The sequence below is a fragment of the Massilia sp. LMS1-1-1.1 genome (genome assembly GCF_040815535.1).
GTDB lineage: Bacteria > Pseudomonadota > Gammaproteobacteria > Burkholderiales > Burkholderiaceae_D > Janthinobacterium > Janthinobacterium aestuarii.
This window is the reverse complement of the sequence record NZ_JBFPNG010000001.1, coordinates 1,319,548-1,336,342: the sequence shown is the minus strand read 5'-3', so window position 1 is coordinate 1,336,342 and position 16,795 is coordinate 1,319,548. Positions and strand designations below refer to the sequence as shown.

The window sequence follows — 16,795 nt, the reverse complement described above, 5'->3', positions numbered from 1 at the left end:
ATCATGGACTGATGGATATCAATCAAGCGCGTACCTTCCTCGAAGTGGCGTCCTGCGGCAGCTTCATCATGGCGGCCGAGCGCATGCACGTGACGCAGACGGCTGTCAGCGCCCGCATCCGCACCCTGGAGCAGCAACTGGGGCGCCAGCTGTTCGTGCGCAACAAGGCGGGCGCGCGCCTGACGCCGGCCGGCGAGCGCTTCATGCGCCATGCGGCCACCATGGTGCAGGTGTGGGAACGGGCGCGCCATCAGGTAGCCTTGCCGCCGGGGCGCGACGACGCCGTCAGTATCGGCTGCGAACTGAGCTTGTGGCAGCCGCTGCTCGGCGACTGGTTGATACGCATGAGCCGCGATTGCCCCGAGATCGCCCTGCGCGCGGAAGTCGACAGCCCCGCGCGCCTGCTCGACGCCGTGCACGACGGCTCGCTCGACCTGGCCGTGCTGTACAACCCGCCGCAGCGTCCGGGCCTGGCCAGCGAATTGCTGGCCGAGGAAAAGCTGGTGATGGTGACCACGCGCGCCGACGGGCAGATGCATGCCGATACGTACGTGTACGTGGACTGGGGCCCGGCGTTTGCCGCGAACCACCAGGCCGCGTATCCGGAACTGAGCAGCCCGCCCGTGTCGATCTCGCTGGGCCCGCTGGCCCTCGTCTACCTGCTGGAAGCGGGCGGTGCCAGTTACTTCCGCATCGGCAGCGCGCAACCCTATCTCGATGCGGGCTTGCTGCACCGCGTGCGCGACGCGCCCGAATTCTCGCATTCCGCCTACGCCGTCTACGCAGCCCAGCGCGACAACCCGACCCTGGACCGCGCCCGCGCCTGCCTGCTCGAGGTGGCGGAGAGGATCAAGTAAATGCTGTGGACGTAAAAAAGCCGACCCGAAGGTCGGCTTTTTGTTTAAGCGCAATGCTTAGTCGCGGCTGCCGCCGGCGAAACCTAAAAGCGACAACAGGCTGGTGAAGATGTTGTACACGTCCAGGTAGATGCGCAGGGTGGCCGAGATGTAGTTGGTCTCGCCGCCGTTGATGATTTGCTGCACGTCATACAGGATGTAGGCCGAGAAGATGGCGATGGCGACCATGGAGATCACGATCGACAGTGCCGACAGGCCCAGGAAAATATTTGCCACCGATGCCAGGATCAGCACGATCACGCCGGCGAACAGCCATTTGCCCATGGCCGAGAAGTCGCGCTTCGAGACCGTGGCGATCGTCGCCATCACGGCCAGGATGGTGGCCGTGCCGCCGAATGCCGTCATGATCAGCATGCCGCCGTTCGAGTAGCCGAGCGTGCGCGTCAACAGTGGCGTGAGCATCAGGCCCATGAAGAAGGTGAAGCCCAGCAGGACGGCGACGCCGAGGCCCGAGTTCTTGGTCTTTTCAATCGCGTACATGAAGCCGAATGCGACGGCCATGAAGATGATGAAGCCCATGCCGCCGGTCAGCATCGGCAAATGCATTTGCACGCCGATGAAGGCGCCCAGCACGGTCGGGATCATGGACAGCGCCAGCAGCCAGTAAGTGTTGCGCAAGACCTGATGGCGGACTTGCTGCATGCCCCCCGACAGGTCAAAGGTGCGTTGCATGTTCTGATTCATAGTGCCTCCGTGTTGTCAATTCAAGTTACTGCTTTACTCAAGGATAGCATGAGGGCCGGAATTTGCCAAAAAAGCAGCTTAAGATTTCATTAAACAGGGACAGGGCGGCAAGATGCCCCTGCCTGTCTGGGTGATATGGGGTGGAGTATGGTAAAATCAAAGGTTGATTGAGTTCTCAATTTACCGTTTTAAACCTTACTTTTTATTGGAGTTTTCACACATGGCAATCGAACGCACCCTGTCGATCATCAAACCAGACGCAGTTGCAAAAAACGTAATCGGTCAAATCTACTCGCGTTTTGAAAACGCTGGCCTGAAAATCGTTGCAGCACGCATGACCCAACTGTCGCGCGAACAAGCTGAAGGCTTCTACGCAGCGCACAAAGAACGCGGCTTCTTCAAGGATCTGGTCGACTTCATGGTTTCCGGTCCAGTCATGATTCAAGCCCTGGAAGGCGAAAACGCCGTTCTGGCCCACCGTGACCTGATGGGCGCGACCGATCCGAAGAAAGCAGAAAAAGGCACGATCCGCGCCGATTTCGCCGATTCGATCGACGCAAACGCCGTACACGGTTCCGACGCTGTCGAAGCTGCTAAAGTGGAAATCGCTTACTTCTTCCCAGAACTGAAGGCTTAATTGCCTTAGATAACGTTATTTCCTGGCGTTATCTGTGAAATAACTTATCACCCCCTGTTCCCGCTGCGCTGTGGAGTTTTCGCTCCGGATGCGCGCGGGGACGGATTTTTAGAATAGACAAGATCATGAATACGACGACCCTCACCAACTTGCTGGACCTCGATCCCGCGCAACTCATCGCTTACTGCGCCGAGTTGGGAGAGAAACCGTTTCGTGCGAAACAATTACAACGTTGGATACACCAGTTCGGCGCCTCCGATTTCGACGCCATGACGGACCTGGCCAAGTCGCTGCGCGACAAGCTGGCCACGCGCGCCGAAGTGCGCGCCCCGGCCATCATCAGCGACCACACGTCGACGGATGGCACGCGCAAGTGGCTGGTCGACGTGGGCAATGGCAATGCCGTGGAAACCGTGTTCATTCCGGAAGAAAACCGCGGCACCCTGTGCATCTCGACCCAGGCCGGCTGCGCCGTGAACTGCCGTTTCTGCTCGACGGGCAAGCAAGGCTTCAACCGCAACCTCAGTGTCGGCGAAATCATCGGCCAGCTGTGGATGGCGGAATTCGAATTGCGCCGCACCAAGGGCATCGAACCGGGCCCGAAAGGCGAGCGCCAGATCACCAACGTGGTCATGATGGGCATGGGCGAGCCCCTGCTGAACTTTGAGCCGACCGTCACGGCCCTGAAATTGATGCTCGACGACAACGCCTACGGCCTGTCGCGCCGCCGCGTGACCCTGTCGACGTCGGGCGTCGTGCCGATGATGGACAAGCTGTCGCAGGAAGTGCCGGTGGCCCTGGCCGTCTCGCTGCACGCCTCGAACGATGCCTTGCGCGACGGTTTGATCCCACTGAACAAAAAATACCCGCTGAAGGAATTGATGGCGGCCTGCAAGCGCTACCTGGAATTCGCCCCGCGCGATTTCATCACGTTCGAATACTGCATGCTCGATGGCGTCAATGACAGCGACGAGCACGCGCGCGAGCTGCTGGCGCTGGTGCAAGACCGCGAGTTCGGCGTGAACTGCAAGTTCAACCTGATTCCGTTCAACCCCTTCCCCGAGTCGGGCCTGTTCCGCTCGAAAAACCCGCGCATCAAGGCCTTCGCTCAGGTGCTGATGGATGGCGGCATCATCACCACCGTGCGCAAGACGCGCGGCGACGATATCGACGCGGCCTGCGGCCAGCTGGCCGGTGAAGTCAAGGACCGCACGCGGGTGCAGGAACGCATGGAAAAGATGACTGAGTATCAACAGAAATTTGGTGCCAATTTCGGCAAGATCGTGGAGATCCGCTCCTGATGAGGGAAGGCATGGCTTACCAACGCTCGCTCGCTGTGGCCGCTGTTTGCCTGGCCGTGCTGCTGGTCGGCTGTGCCTCTTCCGCGCCGCAGACTGTCGGCAGGGACGTGCAATCGGGTGCGCCGGAACGTGCCGCGCTGCGCTTGCAGCTGGCCAGCGCGTACTATGCGCAAGGCCAGCTCGACGTGGCCCTGGCCGAAGCGCAGCAAGCCGTGCAGCTGGCGCCGAACGATGCGCAAGCCTATGGCGTGCGCGCCCTGATCCTCGCGGCCCAGCGGCAAACTGCATCTGCCGAGAAAGATTTCCTTTACGCTTTGCGCCTTGCGCCCCACAATCCTGAGTTGAGCAATAATTACGGCCTGTTTTTGTGCCAGACGGGACGCGCCGCGCAATCGCTGGCGTATTTCGATGCGGCATTGGCGGACGCGGCGTATGTATCGCCGGAAAAGGCGCTCAACAATGGGGGCGCTTGCAGCTTGGCCCTGAACGATTACCCGCGTGCGGGCGCGTATTGGATGCGCGCCGTACGCATCGCACCGGACGTGGCAGTGACGAACGCCGGCCTGGTGCGCGTGTACTACCAACAGCAAGACTACCGGCAGGCGGCTTATTATTTGCAGCGGCTCGGCAAGATAGCAACAATGGAGAGCCAGACGGCCGATGTGCTGTGGCTCGGGATCAAGGTGCAGCATAAGCTCGGGGATGCGGGTGCGGAAGCTGGCCTGGGGGCGCATTTGCGCAACCACCATTCCGGCTCCCCCGAATATGCTGCTTATCAAAATGGGGCGTTTGATGAGTGAGACAGGGATACCAATGAATTCAGAGTGGGCAGAAACGCCTCAGCAGCAGCCCCAGGGCAATCTGGCGTTGGCAGGCGCGCAGTTGAAGGCGCAGCGCGAAGCGCTGGGCTGGCCGGTGGAGCAGGTGGCCGACCAGCTCAAGCTGGCGCCGCGCCAGGTGATCGCGCTGGAAGAGGGCGACATGGCGGCCTTGCCGAATCTGGCCGTCGTGCGCGGTTTCGTGCGCGCCTACGCCAAGGTCGTGCGTCTCGACGCGGCGCCGCTGGTGGCCATGATCGAAGTCCACCCGGCGCCGGCGCAAGACCCGGCCGCGCCCGTGCGGCGCGAAATTTCCGCCACGTTTTCCGAATCGCGCTTCCCGTCGATGACGCAGCGCTCGTCGAACCAGACTCCCCTCTGGATCGCCGGTGCCGTGGCCGTCGTCGTGGCGGCCGCCTTTGGCGCGTATAAACTCGGTTATGTGCCGGCCAGCCTGCTGTCCTCGCAGGCCGGGAAAGAAACATCGCATGCGGAAGTGGGTCCCGTGGAAACGACCCTGGTCAAGCCGGGCCAGGACTTGACGCCCGTGCAGTCGCCGTCCGTGCCCCTGATTTCCGTGCCGCCGCCGCCAGGCAACGATACGCAGACGGGCGCTCCGGCTGCCGCCATCGCTTCGGCGCCGGCCGCCGCCGTGCCGCTGGCTGCTGCGCCAGCCCCTGCGACAGCCGCGACGGCTGCCGTCACGCCGCCCGTGGCTGCCCCTGCCGTGGGCGCGAATGCGCTGGTGCTGAAGGTGGAGCAGGATTCCTGGGTGGAAATCCGCCGCCCAGGCAGCACGCCGCTGATTTCGCGCATGGTCAAGGCGGGCAGCACGGAAACGTTCGATATCACGGGCCCGGCCACCCTGGTGGTGGGCAAACCTGGCGTGGTGCAGGCAACCTTGCGCGGCGCCAAGCTGGAGCTGCCGACCGTTGCCGGTGGCACGATCTCGCGCGTCAGCATCAAATAAGTGCAGTAACCGTTCAAGCAAACTCAGAAGATAATATTATGGCTACCTCGAAAACAGCGATCGGCTCCGGTCCATCCGGCCGGCGCGACAGCCGCAAGGTGCTGGTCGCGCACGGCCAGCGCCAGATCTGGGTGGGCGGCGACGCCCCCGTGGTGGTGCAGTCGATGACGAACACGGATACGGCCGACGCCATCGGCACGGCGATCCAGATCAAGGAACTGGCGCGTGCCGGTTCGGAGCTGGTGCGCCTGACGGTGGACCGTCCGGAAGCGGCTGCGGCCGTGCCCTACATCCGCGAGCAGCTCGACAAGATGGACATCGACGTGCCGCTGGTCGGCGATTTTCACTATAACGGCCATACCCTGCTCAACGATTACCCCGATTGCGCGCGCGCGCTGTCGAAGTACCGCATCAATCCGGGCAACGTGGGCAAGGGCGCCAAGCGCGACACGCAATTTGCGCAGATGATCGAAGCGGCTTGCCGCTACGACAAGCCGGTGCGCATCGGCGTGAACTGGGGCAGCCTCGATCAAGCCTTGCTGGCGCGCATCATGGACGAGAACGCGGGCCGTGCCGAACCATGGCCGGCGCAAGCCGTCATGTATGAAGCGCTGGTGACGTCGGCGATTGAAAACGCCGTGCGCGCCGAAGAGCTGGGTCTGGGTCGCGACAAGATCATCCTGTCGTGCAAGGTGTCGGGCGTGCAGGACCTGATTGCCGTGTACCGTGAACTGGCGCAGCGCTGCGACTATCCGCTGCACCTGGGCCTGACGGAAGCGGGCATGGGCAGCAAGGGCATCGTCGCCTCGACGGCGGCCCTGGCCGTGCTGCTGCAAGAGGGCATCGGCGACACCATCCGCATTTCGCTCACGCCCGAACCGGGCGGCGACCGCACGCGCGAAGTCATCGTCGGCCAGGAAATCCTGCAAACCATGGGCTTGCGCAAGTTCGCTCCCATGGTCATCGCTTGTCCCGGTTGCGGCCGCACGACGTCGACCACCTTCCAGGAACTGGCCGACAACATCCAGACGTATCTGCGCGAGCAGATGCCGGAGTGGAAGAAATCGTATCCGGGCGTGGAAGCGATGAACGTGGCCGTGATGGGCTGCATCGTCAACGGGCCCGGCGAATCGAAGCATGCGAACATCGGCATCAGCCTGCCCGGCACGGGCGAGTCGCCGGCCGCGCCCGTGTTCGTCGACGGCGAAAAAGTCGTCACCCTGCGCGGCGAACGCATCGTCGAGGAATTCCAGGACATCGTCCTCAATTATGTTAAAAGCCATTACGGCGCCGCCGCCACGGCAACGGCGTAGGTCAGGTAGGTCGGATTAGCGCTGTGCGCGTCATCCGACAATCAAGTTAAAGCAAAGAAGAACACTATGTCCGAAAATAAAAAGCTCGACAAAATCACCGCCGTCAAAGGCATGAACGATATCTTGCCAGCTGACGCCCCGCTGTGGGAATTGTTTGAAAACACGGCGCAATCCGTGCTGCAAAGCTATGGCTTCCAGCAGATCCGCACGCCGATCGTGGAAGAAACGAAGCTGTTCGCGCGCGCCATCGGCGCCGTGACCGATATCGTGGAAAAGGAAATGTATTCGTTCACCGATTCGATGAACGGCGACAACCTGACCCTGCGTCCTGAGGGCACGGCTGGCGTGGTGCGCGCCGTCGTCGAGCACAACCTCGTGTACGAAGGCCCGAAGCGCCTGTGGTACAAGGGCCAGATGTTCCGCCACGAGCGTCCGCAAAAGGGCCGCTACCGCCAGTTCCACCAGTTCGGCGCGGAAGCCATCGGCTTCACGGGCCCGGACATCGACGCCGAGCTGATCATGATGACCCGCCGCCTGTGGGATGACCTCGGCCTGGAAGGCATCCGCCTGGAACTGAACTCGATTGGCGACGCGGCCGAGCGCCTGCGCCACCGCGCCGACCTGATCACCTACCTGGAAAGCCACAGCGAACTGCTCGACGAAGAAGCCAAGCGCCGCCTGCACAGCAATCCGCTGCGCATTTTGGATACCAAGAATCCTGCCATGCAGGATCTGGTCAATGGCGCGCCGAAGCTGCTCGAGTACCTGGGCGAGGAATCGCTGGCCCATTTCCACGGCGTGCAGAAGATTCTGAACCATAACAATATCCCCTTCATCATCAATCCACGCCTGGTGCGCGGCCTCGATTACTACAACCGCACGGTGTTCGAGTGGGTCAGCGACAAGCTGGGCGCGCAAGGCACGGTCTGCGCCGGTGGCCGCTATGACGGCATGGTGGAAATGTTCGGCGGCAAATCGACGCCCGCTGTCGGTTTCGGCATGGGCGTCGAACGCCTGGTGCTGCTGATGAAAGATGCGGCCGAGCCGGAACAGCCGGCCCAGTGCGACGTCTACCTGGTGCACCAGGGCGAGCAGGCAGGCTTGCAAGCTTTCGTGCTGGCCGAGCGGATTCGTGATGCGGGCCTGGACGTTGTGCTACATTGCGCAGCGAGCAACGGTGGCGGCAGCTTCAAGACGCAAATGAAAAAGGCGGACGCCAGCGGCGCGGCATTTGCCGTGATCATGGGCGACGATGAAATCGCCAACCATGTCGCGACGGTGAAAGCCATGCGCGAAGCCGATGCGGGCGCACAGCAGAACACGGTGCCGTTCGACGATGTCGTCGATTACGTGGTGGACCAGATCATCGGCGACCACGATTGCGGCCATGACCACGGTCCTGGCGGCCACGTGCATCACCACCACTGATTTGCAGCAAGACCGTTCTACCCTCGATCAACTACTCATTAAAACTGACGACCCATGGCATACGATCACGAAGAACAAGAACAACTGGCAACCCTCAAGGCCTGGTGGCAGCGCAATGGCAATCTGACCTCCTGGGTCCTGATCGTGGCGCTGGCAGGCTACAGCGGCTGGGCTGGCTGGCAGTACTATCAGCGCACGCAGGCTGCGCAAGCGGGCCAGCTGTACGACGAACTGCAAAACGCCATCGCCGCCAAGGACACGGCCAAGGTGATGCGCGCGGCCGGCGACATGCAGTCGCGTTTCAGCGGCACGGCATATGCGCAGATGAGCGCCCTGGCCGCGGCCAAGGTGGCGTTCGACGCGAACGACCTGAAAACGTCCAAGACCCAGCTGCAATGGGTGGCCGAGCATGGCACGGAAGAGTACAAGGCCATCGCCAAGCTGCGCCTGGCCGGTGTTTTACTGGATGAAAAAGCCTACGATGAAGCGCTGAAAGTGCTGGCAACGGCTTCCGTGGCGCAGTTTGCCGGCGCCGTGGCCGACCGCAAGGGCGACATCCTCGTAGCGCAAAACAAGCTGGCCGATGCCCGCACGGCTTACCTGGCCGCTCTGGCCGCGACGGACAAGAACAATCCAGGCCGTCAGCTGATCCAGGTCAAACTGGAAGCGATCGGCGGTACGGTACCGGAAGACAAGGCCAAGGCTGACAAGGCCGCCGCCTGACAGGAACACTGATGGCGGGGCCGGGTGGCGTTGTGCGCCGCCTGCCTTGCCCTTACAAGTACAAGAAAAAGGTTGGATAACACTTATGCGTGTCACTGAAAAGCTGGTAGCTGCAAGTCTGTTGGCCCTGATGGCCGGTTGCTCGTCCTGGAACCCGTTCGCCTCGAAAGATCCGAAAACCGAGCCGGCCAAGCTGGTCGAGTTAAAATCGAGCATCGCCGTGCGCGACGCCTGGAAGTATTCGATCGGCAAGGCTGGCGTGTACGCATTCACGCCTGCGCTGGCCGGCAGCAGCCTGTATGTGGTCAACGCCGATGGCGCGCTGGCGCGCCTCGATGCGGCCAGCGGCCGTGAAACGTGGCGCGTCAAGGCCGGCAGCGATATCACATCGAGCGCCGGCAGCGATGGCACGGTCGTGGCCGTTGGCGCCGCCAAGGGTGCCGTGCTGGCGTTTGACGCCGATGGCAAGCAGCTGTGGAAGGCGCAGGCGTCCAGCGAAGTATTGACGGCGCCCGTCGTGGGGCAAGGCGTGGTCGTGGTACGCAGCGTGGACAACCGCATCGTCGGCTTCGACGCCAAGACGGGCGAGCGCAAGTGGACGGTGCAGCGCGCCACGCCGGCATTGACCCTGCGCAATGCGCCGGGCATGGTGCTGGGCGGCGCCAACATCTACGTGGCCCAGCCTGGCGGCAAGCTGCTGGCACTGACGGCGGCCACCGGTGTGGTACGCTGGGAGATCGTCGTCAGCGAACCGCGCGGCGCTACCGAACTCGAACGCGTCTCCGACATCGCCGGCGCGCCGGTGGTGTTCGAAGGCGAAGTGTGCGCCGTCACCTACCAGGGCAAGGCGGGCTGTTTCGACGCCGCCACGGGCGTGCCGCGCTGGACCAAGCCGATCTCGTCCGATGTGGGCGTGGCCGTCGACCAGCGTTTCGTGTTTGTTGCCGATGATCAGGGCGGCGTCTTGGCATTCAGCCGCGAAGGCGGCCAGAGCGCCTGGAAGAACGAGGCGCTGGCGCGCCGCCGCCTGTCGACACCGGCCTCCTACGGCCGCAGCGTCGCCGTCGGCGATTATCAAGGTTATATCCACTTCCTGTCACGGGAAGATGGCGCATTAATAGGTCGTGTCAGCACCGACGGTAGCCCGATTGTTTCGGCTCCCGTTGTTGCCGGTTCGAATTTGATTTTTCAAACCCAATCAGGGACAGTGACCGCTCTCGCGGTCGAGTAATACAATGAAGCCGGTAATTGCACTAGTAGGTCGACCCAATGTTGGGAAATCGACTTTATTCAATCGTCTGACCCGCTCGCGCGATGCGCTGGTGGCGGATTTGCCTGGGTTGACGCGCGATCGTCACTATGGCGAAGGCCGTGTCGGCGAACGTCCCTTCCTGGTCATCGATACGGGTGGTTTCGAACCCGTCGCCAAGGAAGGCATCATGCACCAGATGGCACTGCAGACCAAGCAGGCCGTGGCCGAGGCCGACGTGGTGGTATTCATCGTGGACGGCCGTCAAGGCCTGACCCCGCATGACAAGACCATCGTCGACTTCCTGCGCAAGAGCGGCCGTCCGGTCTTGCTGGTGGTCAATAAAAGCGAAGGCATGCGCTACACGGCCGTCGTGTCCGAATTCTATGAATTGGGCATGGGCGATCCGTACGCGATCTCGTCGGCGCACGGCGACGGCGTCAACGACCTCGTCGAAGTGATGCTGGACCTGGCGTTCGCGCAGCGTCCGGATGAGCCTGAAGAGCTGGAAAAGACCGACCGCGGCATCAAGATCGCCCTCGTCGGCCGTCCGAACGTGGGCAAGTCGACCTTGATCAATACCTTGCTGGGCGAAGAGCGCGTGATCGCCTTCGACATGCCGGGCACGACGCGCGATTCGATTGAAATCCCGTTCGAGCGCGATGGCCAGCAATACACCTTGATCGACACGGCAGGTATCCGCCGCCGCGGCAAGGTGTTTGAAGCGATCGAGAAATTCTCTGTCGTGAAAACGCTGCAGTCGATTTCCGAAGCCAACGTAGTCGTGCTGATGCTCGACGCGCAGCAGGATATTTCCGAGCAAGACGCGCATATCGCCGGCTTCATCCTGGAATCGGGCCGCGCGCTGGTCGTGGCCGTGAATAAATGGGATGGCTTGCAATCGCATCAGCGCGACGAGATCAAGATCGACATCGACCGCAAGCTCGATTTCCTGTCGTTCGCGCAGATGCATTTCATTTCGGCGCTGAAGGGCACCAACATCGGTCCATTGATGAAGTCGCTCAACGCCGCGTATGCGGCCGCCATGTGCGACCTGTCGACGCCGAAGCTGACGCGCGCCCTGATCGAGGCCGTGGAGAAGCAGGAGCCGCGCCGCAAGGGGTCGATCCGTCCCAAGCTGCGCTATGCGCACCAGGGCGGCATGAACCCGCCTGTGATCGTTATTCACGGCAATGCGCTCGACGCCGTCGGCGACCCGTACAAACGCTATCTGGAAAAACATTTCCGCGATACGTTTGCCCTGGTCGGCACGCCGCTGCGCATCGAATTGCGTACGGGTAAAAACCCGTTTGCACGCACGCCAAGCAAGTAATGTTTTAAATGCTGAATTAAGTGCATATTAAGGCGCCGCGGAGATAATGCGGCGCCGACAGTCATTTAATGGCTGTTTGCACGAAAATAATAAAGTGTTAATGCGCCATGCGCGACAGCGATCGCGAAAACAGGTTACAGTAGCTATGACGCATCTTTCTTTCTTTGAAAGGTGTGAGAGCACTTGAAATCAAGCGAGTCGCCTCCAATTCTTACACAACAACATAAACAACGGAGCTGTTATGAGCAACAAAGGGCAACTGTTACAAGACCCATTCCTCAATGCATTACGCAAAGAGCATGTTCCTGTCTCGATCTATCTGGTCAATGGCATTAAATTGCAGGGCCATATCGAATCGTTCGATCAATATGTCGTATTGCTGCGCAATACGGTGACACAGATGGTGTACAAGCATGCCATCTCGACAGTGGTGCCGGCCCGTGCCGTCAATCTCAATATTGAATCTGAAGCGGAGTAAAGCGTTGAGCTTGACGGCCCAGCGCCTTTCACCGTCCATCGCCCCCGTCCGCGCCAGCGGCGCTGATGCGTTTACATCGGCGTCGGCGTCCGCCGCAACTCATCAGATGCCATCATGCGCGCGGCACTAGTCGGAGTTGACTTCGGTCACAGCGACTTCGCCGCCAGCATGGAGGAACTCATGCTGTTGTCGCGTTCGGCTGGCGCGGACCCGATTTCCACCATCACGGCCAAGCGTTCCAGTCCCGACTCCGCGTATTTCGTCGGCAGCGGCAAGGCCGATGAAATTGGCGACGTCGTCGTCAACGATGGCCTGGAAATCGTCATCTTCAACCATGCCCTCTCGCCTGCCCAGCAGCGCAATCTGGAAAAGCGCCTGAATGTGCGCGTGCTCGACCGTACCAGCCTGATCCTCGACATCTTTGCGCAGCGCGCCAAGAGCCACGAGGGCAAGCTGCAAGTCGAGCTGGCCCAGCTGCAGCATCTGGCCACGCGCCTGATCCGCGGCTGGACCCACCTTGAGCGGCAAAAGGGCGGTATCGGCTTGCGCGGTCCCGGCGAGACGCAGCTCGAGACCGACCGCCGGCTGATCGGCGAGCGCGTCAAGGCCTTGCGCGCGCGTCTGGAAAAGCTGCACAAGCAGCGCGAAACGCAGCGCCGCGCACGCGGCCGCAATCACACATTTTCGGTGTCCCTGGTCGGCTATACCAATGCCGGCAAGTCGACCCTGTTCAATGCCGTGACCAAGGCCGGCGTGTATGTCGCCGACCAGTTGTTCGCCACCCTCGACACCACCTCGCGCCGGGTTTACCTGGGGCAGGAAGTGGGCAACGTGGTGATCTCCGACACGGTCGGCTTCGTGCGCGAATTGCCGCATCAGCTGGTGGCCGCATTCCGCGCCACGCTCGAAGAAACCATCCATGCCGATTTGCTGCTGCACGTCGTCGACGCCGCCTCGCCGGTGCGCATGGAGCAGATCGAGCAGGTCAACCTGGTCTTGAAAGAGATCGGCGCCGATCATATTCCGCAGATCCTCGTGTGGAACAAGATCGATGCGGCCGGGCTGGAGCCCTCGGTGGAGCGCGACGAATATGCTACGATCAGTCGCGTGTTCGTCAGTGCGCAGAAGGGCAGCGGGCTCGACCTGCTGCGCGATGCGATCGTCGAGATGGCCAGGAAGGCGCCCGGTTCGGCCCACCTGTATCAGAACGACGAGGCACCGCAGGAAGATCAGTTTGACGGTCAGTACGACCAGCACGATGGCGCCGCCCCGGACCAGGACGAAGAGCCTGGCGAGGACGATAGGATTTCCACCCACTCCCAAGTCGGAACACGATAGTTATGCTTGTCTCCCTACTCAAAAAAACAGGCTTGAAGTTGTCCCTGAACGATCCCCGCTGGGGCAATCGCAAGGACGACGGCAAGAAAGCCCAAGAAGGCAAAAAGCCCGGCGAAGGTCCGCCGGACCTCGATCAGTTGTGGCGCGATTTCAATCAGCGCCTGAACGCCTTTTTCGGACAGAAGAACCGTCCCGACAACGGCGGCAATAACAACGGCGGTGGCGGTGGTCCGCGTCCCGACATGAAGGGCGCCGGCATCACCGCCGGCGTGGTCGGCGTGATCGCCGTCTTCATCTGGCTCGCCAGCGGCGCGTTCATCGTGCAAGAGGGCCAGAACGGCGTCGTGCTCACGTTCGGCAAGTACAGCCACACCACGCCGGCCGGTTTCAACTGGCGCTGGCCGTACCCGTTCCAGACCGACGAAACCGTCAACGTGTCGCAAGTGCGCACGGTGGAAGTGGGTTACCGCCAGTCGCTGCGCAACAAGCAGGCCAGCGAATCGCTGATGCTGACGGACGATGAAAACATCATCGACATCCAGTTCGCGGTGCAGTACACCCTGAAAGATCCCGTGGCGTGGCTGTTCAACACGCGCGACCAGGAAGACACCCTGCGCCAGGTCGCCGAAACGGCGATCCGCGAAGTGGTCGGCCGCAGCAAGATGGACTTCGTGCTGTACGAGGGCCGCGAAAAGGTGGCGTACGATACGCAGCAGCTGATGCAGCAGATTCTCGACCGCTACAAGGTCGGCGCCGTCATCACCAACGTGACGATGCAGGCCGTGCAGCCGCCGGAGCAGGTGCAAGCCGCTTTCGACGATGCCGTCAAGGCAGGCCAGGACCGCGAACGCCAGAAGAATGAAGGCCAGGCTTACGCCAACGACGTCATTCCAAAAGCCCGCGGTGCCGCTTTCCGCCTGATGGAGGAAGCCGCAGCGTACAGCGCGATGGTGACCGAGAACGCGGCAGGCAATGCTTCGCGCTTCAAGCAGGTGCTGGTCGAGTACCAGAAGGCGCCAGTCGTCACGCGCGACCGCATGTACCTGGAAACGATGCAGCAAGTGTTCAGCAGTGCCAGCAAGGTCATGGTCGACGCGAAGACGGGCAGCAATCTGCTGTACCTGCCGCTCGACAAGCTGATCGCCCAGACGGCTGCCACCGACGCTGCCGCCCGTGCTGCCGCGACGCCCGCAGCCAACACCGTTTTGCCACAGGAAGCCATGCCGACAGTAGAAGTCAATCAGCGCCGCGACAGCCGCTCTTCGCGTGAACGGGAGAGCCGCTAATGAACCGTATCGTAGCCGCCCTGATCGCGGGCTTTATCGCGATCATGCTCTTGTCCTCGACCGTGTTCGTGGTCGACCAGCGTAAGTATGCGGTCGTCTTCGCCCTCGGCGAAGTCAAGGAAGTCATCAGCACGCCGGGCCTGTACTTCAAGCTGCCGCCGCCGTTCCAGAACGTGCTGTACCTGGACAAGCGCATCCTGACCCTGGATACGCCGGAACCGGAACGCTTCATCACGGCCGAGAAGAAGAACATCCTCGTCGACGCCTACGTGAAATGGCGCATCGCCGATCCGCGCCTGTATTTCCGCAGCTTCGGTGGCGATGAAAAACCGGCCCGCAACCGCATGTCGCAAATCGTCAAGGCGGCGCTGAACGATGAAATCACCAAGCGCACCGTGCGCGAAGTGATCTCGGGCCAGCGCGGCAAGGTGATGGAAGCGATCCTGGCGAAGGTCTCGGCTGAAGCGAAGGCCATCGGCGTGGAAATCGTCGACGTGCGCCTGAAGCGCGTCGACTACGTCGAGCAGATCAACAACTCCGTGTACGAGCGCATGAAGTCCGAGCGCGTGCGCGTGGCCAATGAGCTGCGTTCGACCGGCTCGGCCGACTCCGAGAAAATCCGCGCCGACGCCGACAAGCAGCGCACGGTGATCCTGGCAGAAGCGTACCGCGAAGCCGAGAAGATCCGCGGCGAGGGCGACGCCAAGGCATCGCAGATCTACGCGGAAGCGTTTGGCAAGAATCCGGAGTTCTACAAGTTCTATCGCAGCCTGGAAGCCTACCGCGCCACGTTCAAGGACAAGGGCGACGTGATGGTGGTCGATCCGAGTTCGGAATTCTTCAAGTACTTCAAGGGTAACGGCACGGCCGCTCCGTCCAAGAAGTAAGGCAGCATCGACACTGCCCCCGTTCGCAAGGACGGGTGGCGGCAGCAGCGGGGCCGGCATCGATGCCGGCCCCGTTTTTTTGTGCCTGTCAGGCTGTTGCGGGAAGGCGTAAAATTCCCTGTTTTTAAGGCTGTGCGGCAGCGTTTCGGACAACTTATCCCTAAAGGCCCGTGTTTTCGCGTAAAATATCAGGTTCGGCCTCTTGCCTGGCGCGCCCGCCGCTGCCTCGCATGATGCATTTTTCAACTTTCTTCCGTATCTCGCTCCCTCATGCCGAATTGGCTTTTGCCCGAAAATATTGCCGATGTTCTGCCGTCGGAAGCGCGCAAGATCGAAGAGCTGCGCCGCCTCATGCTGGATAATTTCCGTCTGTACGGATATGAACTGGTGATGCCGCCGCTGCTCGAGTATCTGGAATCGCTGATGACCGGCGCTGGCAAGGATACCGACCTGCGCACGTTCAAACTGGTCGACCAGCTGTCGGGCCGCATGCTCGGCCTGCGCGCCGACATGACGACGCAAGTGGCGCGCATCGACGCCCATCTGCTGAACCGTGCCACCGTGACCCGCCTGTGCTACGCCGGCAGCGTGCTGCATACCCGTCCGTCGGGCTTGCACGCCACCCGCGAACCGCTGCAGATCGGCGCCGAAATCTATGGCCACGCCGGCCTGGAAGCCGATGCCGAGATCCAGGAACTGGCGCTCGCTTCGCTGGCACTGGCCGGTTTCGATAGCGTCCGCCTGGATTTGTCGCACGTCGGCCTGTTGCGCGCTATCATTGCGCAAGACGCCGCCGCCGAGCGGGACGAAGCTGCGCTGTACGCCTTGCTGCGCGCGAAAGATGCGCCGGGCCTGCGCGCCCTGACGGCATCCTACGATGCCGTCACGCGCGATGCGCTGCTGGCCTTGCCGAATCTGTATGGCGACATCGACGTGCTGGCGCGTGCGCGCGAAGTGCTGCCGCCGCTGCCGGGCGTGCTGAAAGCGCTGGCCGAACTGGCCGCGCTGGCAGGATCTGCCCTGGGCCGCGCCGAAGTGGCGATCGACCTGGCCGACCTGCGCGGCTACCAATATGAAAGTGGCGCGATGTTTGCGCTGTATGTACCTGGCTTGCCGAACGCGGTTGCGCGCGGCGGCCGTTATGACCACGTCGGCGAAGCGTTCGGCCGGGCACGTCCCGCGACCGGCTTCTCGCTCGATTTGCGCGAACTGGCGCGCCTGTTGCCGACCGCGGAACGGAAGCATTCGATCCGCGCGCCGTGGGGCAGCGCGCCAGAATTGAAGGAAAAAATCGCCGAGTTGCGCAAGGCGGGCGAGGTCGTGATCCAGAGTATGCCGGGTCACAGTAATGAACAAGACGAGTTCGAGTGCGATCGCGTGCTGGTACTTGCCGATAATGGTAGTAGCTGGATTCTTAAAAACTTAGGTTAAGT

16 protein-coding genes are annotated in these 16,795 nt (G+C 61.8%); 15 read left to right on the top strand and 1 reads right to left on the bottom strand.

All coding sequences use genetic code 11. The annotated features are described in order from the left end of the window. The first annotated feature begins 11 nt into the window (after positions 1-11). A complete protein-coding gene (locus tag MRBLMS1_RS06235) occupies positions 12-857 on the top strand; it encodes a LysR family transcriptional regulator (RefSeq protein WP_072452605.1) in 846 nt (281 codons plus the stop codon). Between the two features lie 57 nt (positions 858-914). Here MRBLMS1_RS06235 and MRBLMS1_RS06230 read toward each other — a convergent pair whose 3' ends face one another. Then, on the bottom strand, positions 915-1,589 hold the full coding sequence (locus MRBLMS1_RS06230; RefSeq protein WP_411268305.1) for a Bax inhibitor-1/YccA family protein: 675 nt from the start codon (positions 1,587-1,589) through the stop codon (positions 915-917). A 232-nt stretch (positions 1,590-1,821) separates the two neighbouring features. Between MRBLMS1_RS06230 and ndk the strand changes: the two genes are divergently transcribed. From ndk to MRBLMS1_RS06160, 14 genes are all read left to right on the top strand, one after another. Beyond that, positions 1,822-2,238: a nucleoside-diphosphate kinase gene (gene ndk / locus MRBLMS1_RS06225; protein ID WP_034752036.1), complete on the top strand. Its 417-nt coding sequence runs from the start codon at positions 1,822-1,824 to the stop codon at positions 2,236-2,238. Between the two features lie 125 nt (positions 2,239-2,363). After that, positions 2,364-3,539: a dual-specificity RNA methyltransferase RlmN gene (gene rlmN, locus MRBLMS1_RS06220; RefSeq protein ID WP_034752035.1), complete on the top strand. Its 1,176-nt coding sequence runs from the start codon at positions 2,364-2,366 to the stop codon at positions 3,537-3,539. Between the two features lie 11 nt (positions 3,540-3,550). Beyond that, positions 3,551-4,339 (top strand): type IV pilus biogenesis/stability protein PilW, encoded by a 789-nt coding sequence (pilW, locus tag MRBLMS1_RS06215; RefSeq protein WP_485878398.1) that lies wholly within the window; start codon positions 3,551-3,553, stop codon positions 4,337-4,339. Between the two features lie 13 nt (positions 4,340-4,352). Beyond that, the gene (locus MRBLMS1_RS06210) at positions 4,353-5,327 is read left to right on the top strand and encodes a helix-turn-helix domain-containing protein (protein ID WP_139089964.1); all 975 of its coding nucleotides are present in this window, start codon (positions 4,353-4,355) and stop codon (positions 5,325-5,327) included. A 38-nt stretch (positions 5,328-5,365) separates the two neighbouring features. Next, positions 5,366-6,640 carry a flavodoxin-dependent (E)-4-hydroxy-3-methylbut-2-enyl-diphosphate synthase gene (gene ispG, locus MRBLMS1_RS06205; protein WP_485878396.1) on the top strand — a complete coding sequence of 425 codons (1,275 nt, stop codon included), beginning with the start codon at positions 5,366-5,368 and terminating at the stop codon, positions 6,638-6,640. A gap of 66 nt (positions 6,641-6,706) precedes the next feature. Next, positions 6,707-8,068, top strand: a complete 1,362-nt coding sequence (gene hisS / locus MRBLMS1_RS06200; RefSeq protein WP_485878394.1) for a histidine--tRNA ligase — start codon at positions 6,707-6,709, stop codon at positions 8,066-8,068. A 54-nt stretch (positions 8,069-8,122) separates the two neighbouring features. Then, entirely contained in the window at positions 8,123-8,791 is a 669-nt protein-coding gene (locus MRBLMS1_RS06195; protein ID WP_128142405.1) for a YfgM family protein, read from the top strand. Between the two features lie 85 nt (positions 8,792-8,876). Continuing rightward, positions 8,877-10,022 (top strand): outer membrane protein assembly factor BamB, encoded by a 1,146-nt coding sequence (gene bamB / locus MRBLMS1_RS06190; protein WP_128142406.1) that lies wholly within the window; start codon positions 8,877-8,879, stop codon positions 10,020-10,022. A 4-nt stretch (positions 10,023-10,026) separates the two neighbouring features. Next, on the top strand, positions 10,027-11,373 hold the full coding sequence (gene der / locus MRBLMS1_RS06185) for a ribosome biogenesis GTPase Der (RefSeq protein WP_070221915.1): 1,347 nt from the start codon (positions 10,027-10,029) through the stop codon (positions 11,371-11,373). A 241-nt stretch (positions 11,374-11,614) separates the two neighbouring features. Beyond that, on the top strand, positions 11,615-11,851 hold the full coding sequence (gene hfq, locus MRBLMS1_RS06180; RefSeq protein ID WP_008450615.1) for an RNA chaperone Hfq: 237 nt from the start codon (positions 11,615-11,617) through the stop codon (positions 11,849-11,851). 114 nt (positions 11,852-11,965) lie between these two features. Beyond that, positions 11,966-13,189, top strand: a complete 1,224-nt coding sequence (gene hflX / locus MRBLMS1_RS06175) for a GTPase HflX (RefSeq protein WP_128142407.1) — start codon at positions 11,966-11,968, stop codon at positions 13,187-13,189. 2 nt (positions 13,190-13,191) lie between these two features. Next, the gene (gene hflK / locus MRBLMS1_RS06170; RefSeq protein ID WP_128142408.1) at positions 13,192-14,475 is read left to right on the top strand and encodes an FtsH protease activity modulator HflK; all 1,284 of its coding nucleotides are present in this window, start codon (positions 13,192-13,194) and stop codon (positions 14,473-14,475) included. Next, positions 14,475-15,362, top strand: coding sequence for a protease modulator HflC (gene hflC / locus MRBLMS1_RS06165; RefSeq protein WP_101482164.1), 888 nt, complete (start codon positions 14,475-14,477; stop codon positions 15,360-15,362). Before hflK ends, hflC begins: the two co-directional genes overlap by 1 nt. A gap of 270 nt (positions 15,363-15,632) precedes the next feature. Further along, on the top strand, positions 15,633-16,793 hold the full coding sequence (locus MRBLMS1_RS06160; RefSeq protein ID WP_034752022.1) for an ATP phosphoribosyltransferase regulatory subunit: 1,161 nt from the start codon (positions 15,633-15,635) through the stop codon (positions 16,791-16,793). Positions 16,794-16,795 lie beyond the last annotated feature (2 nt).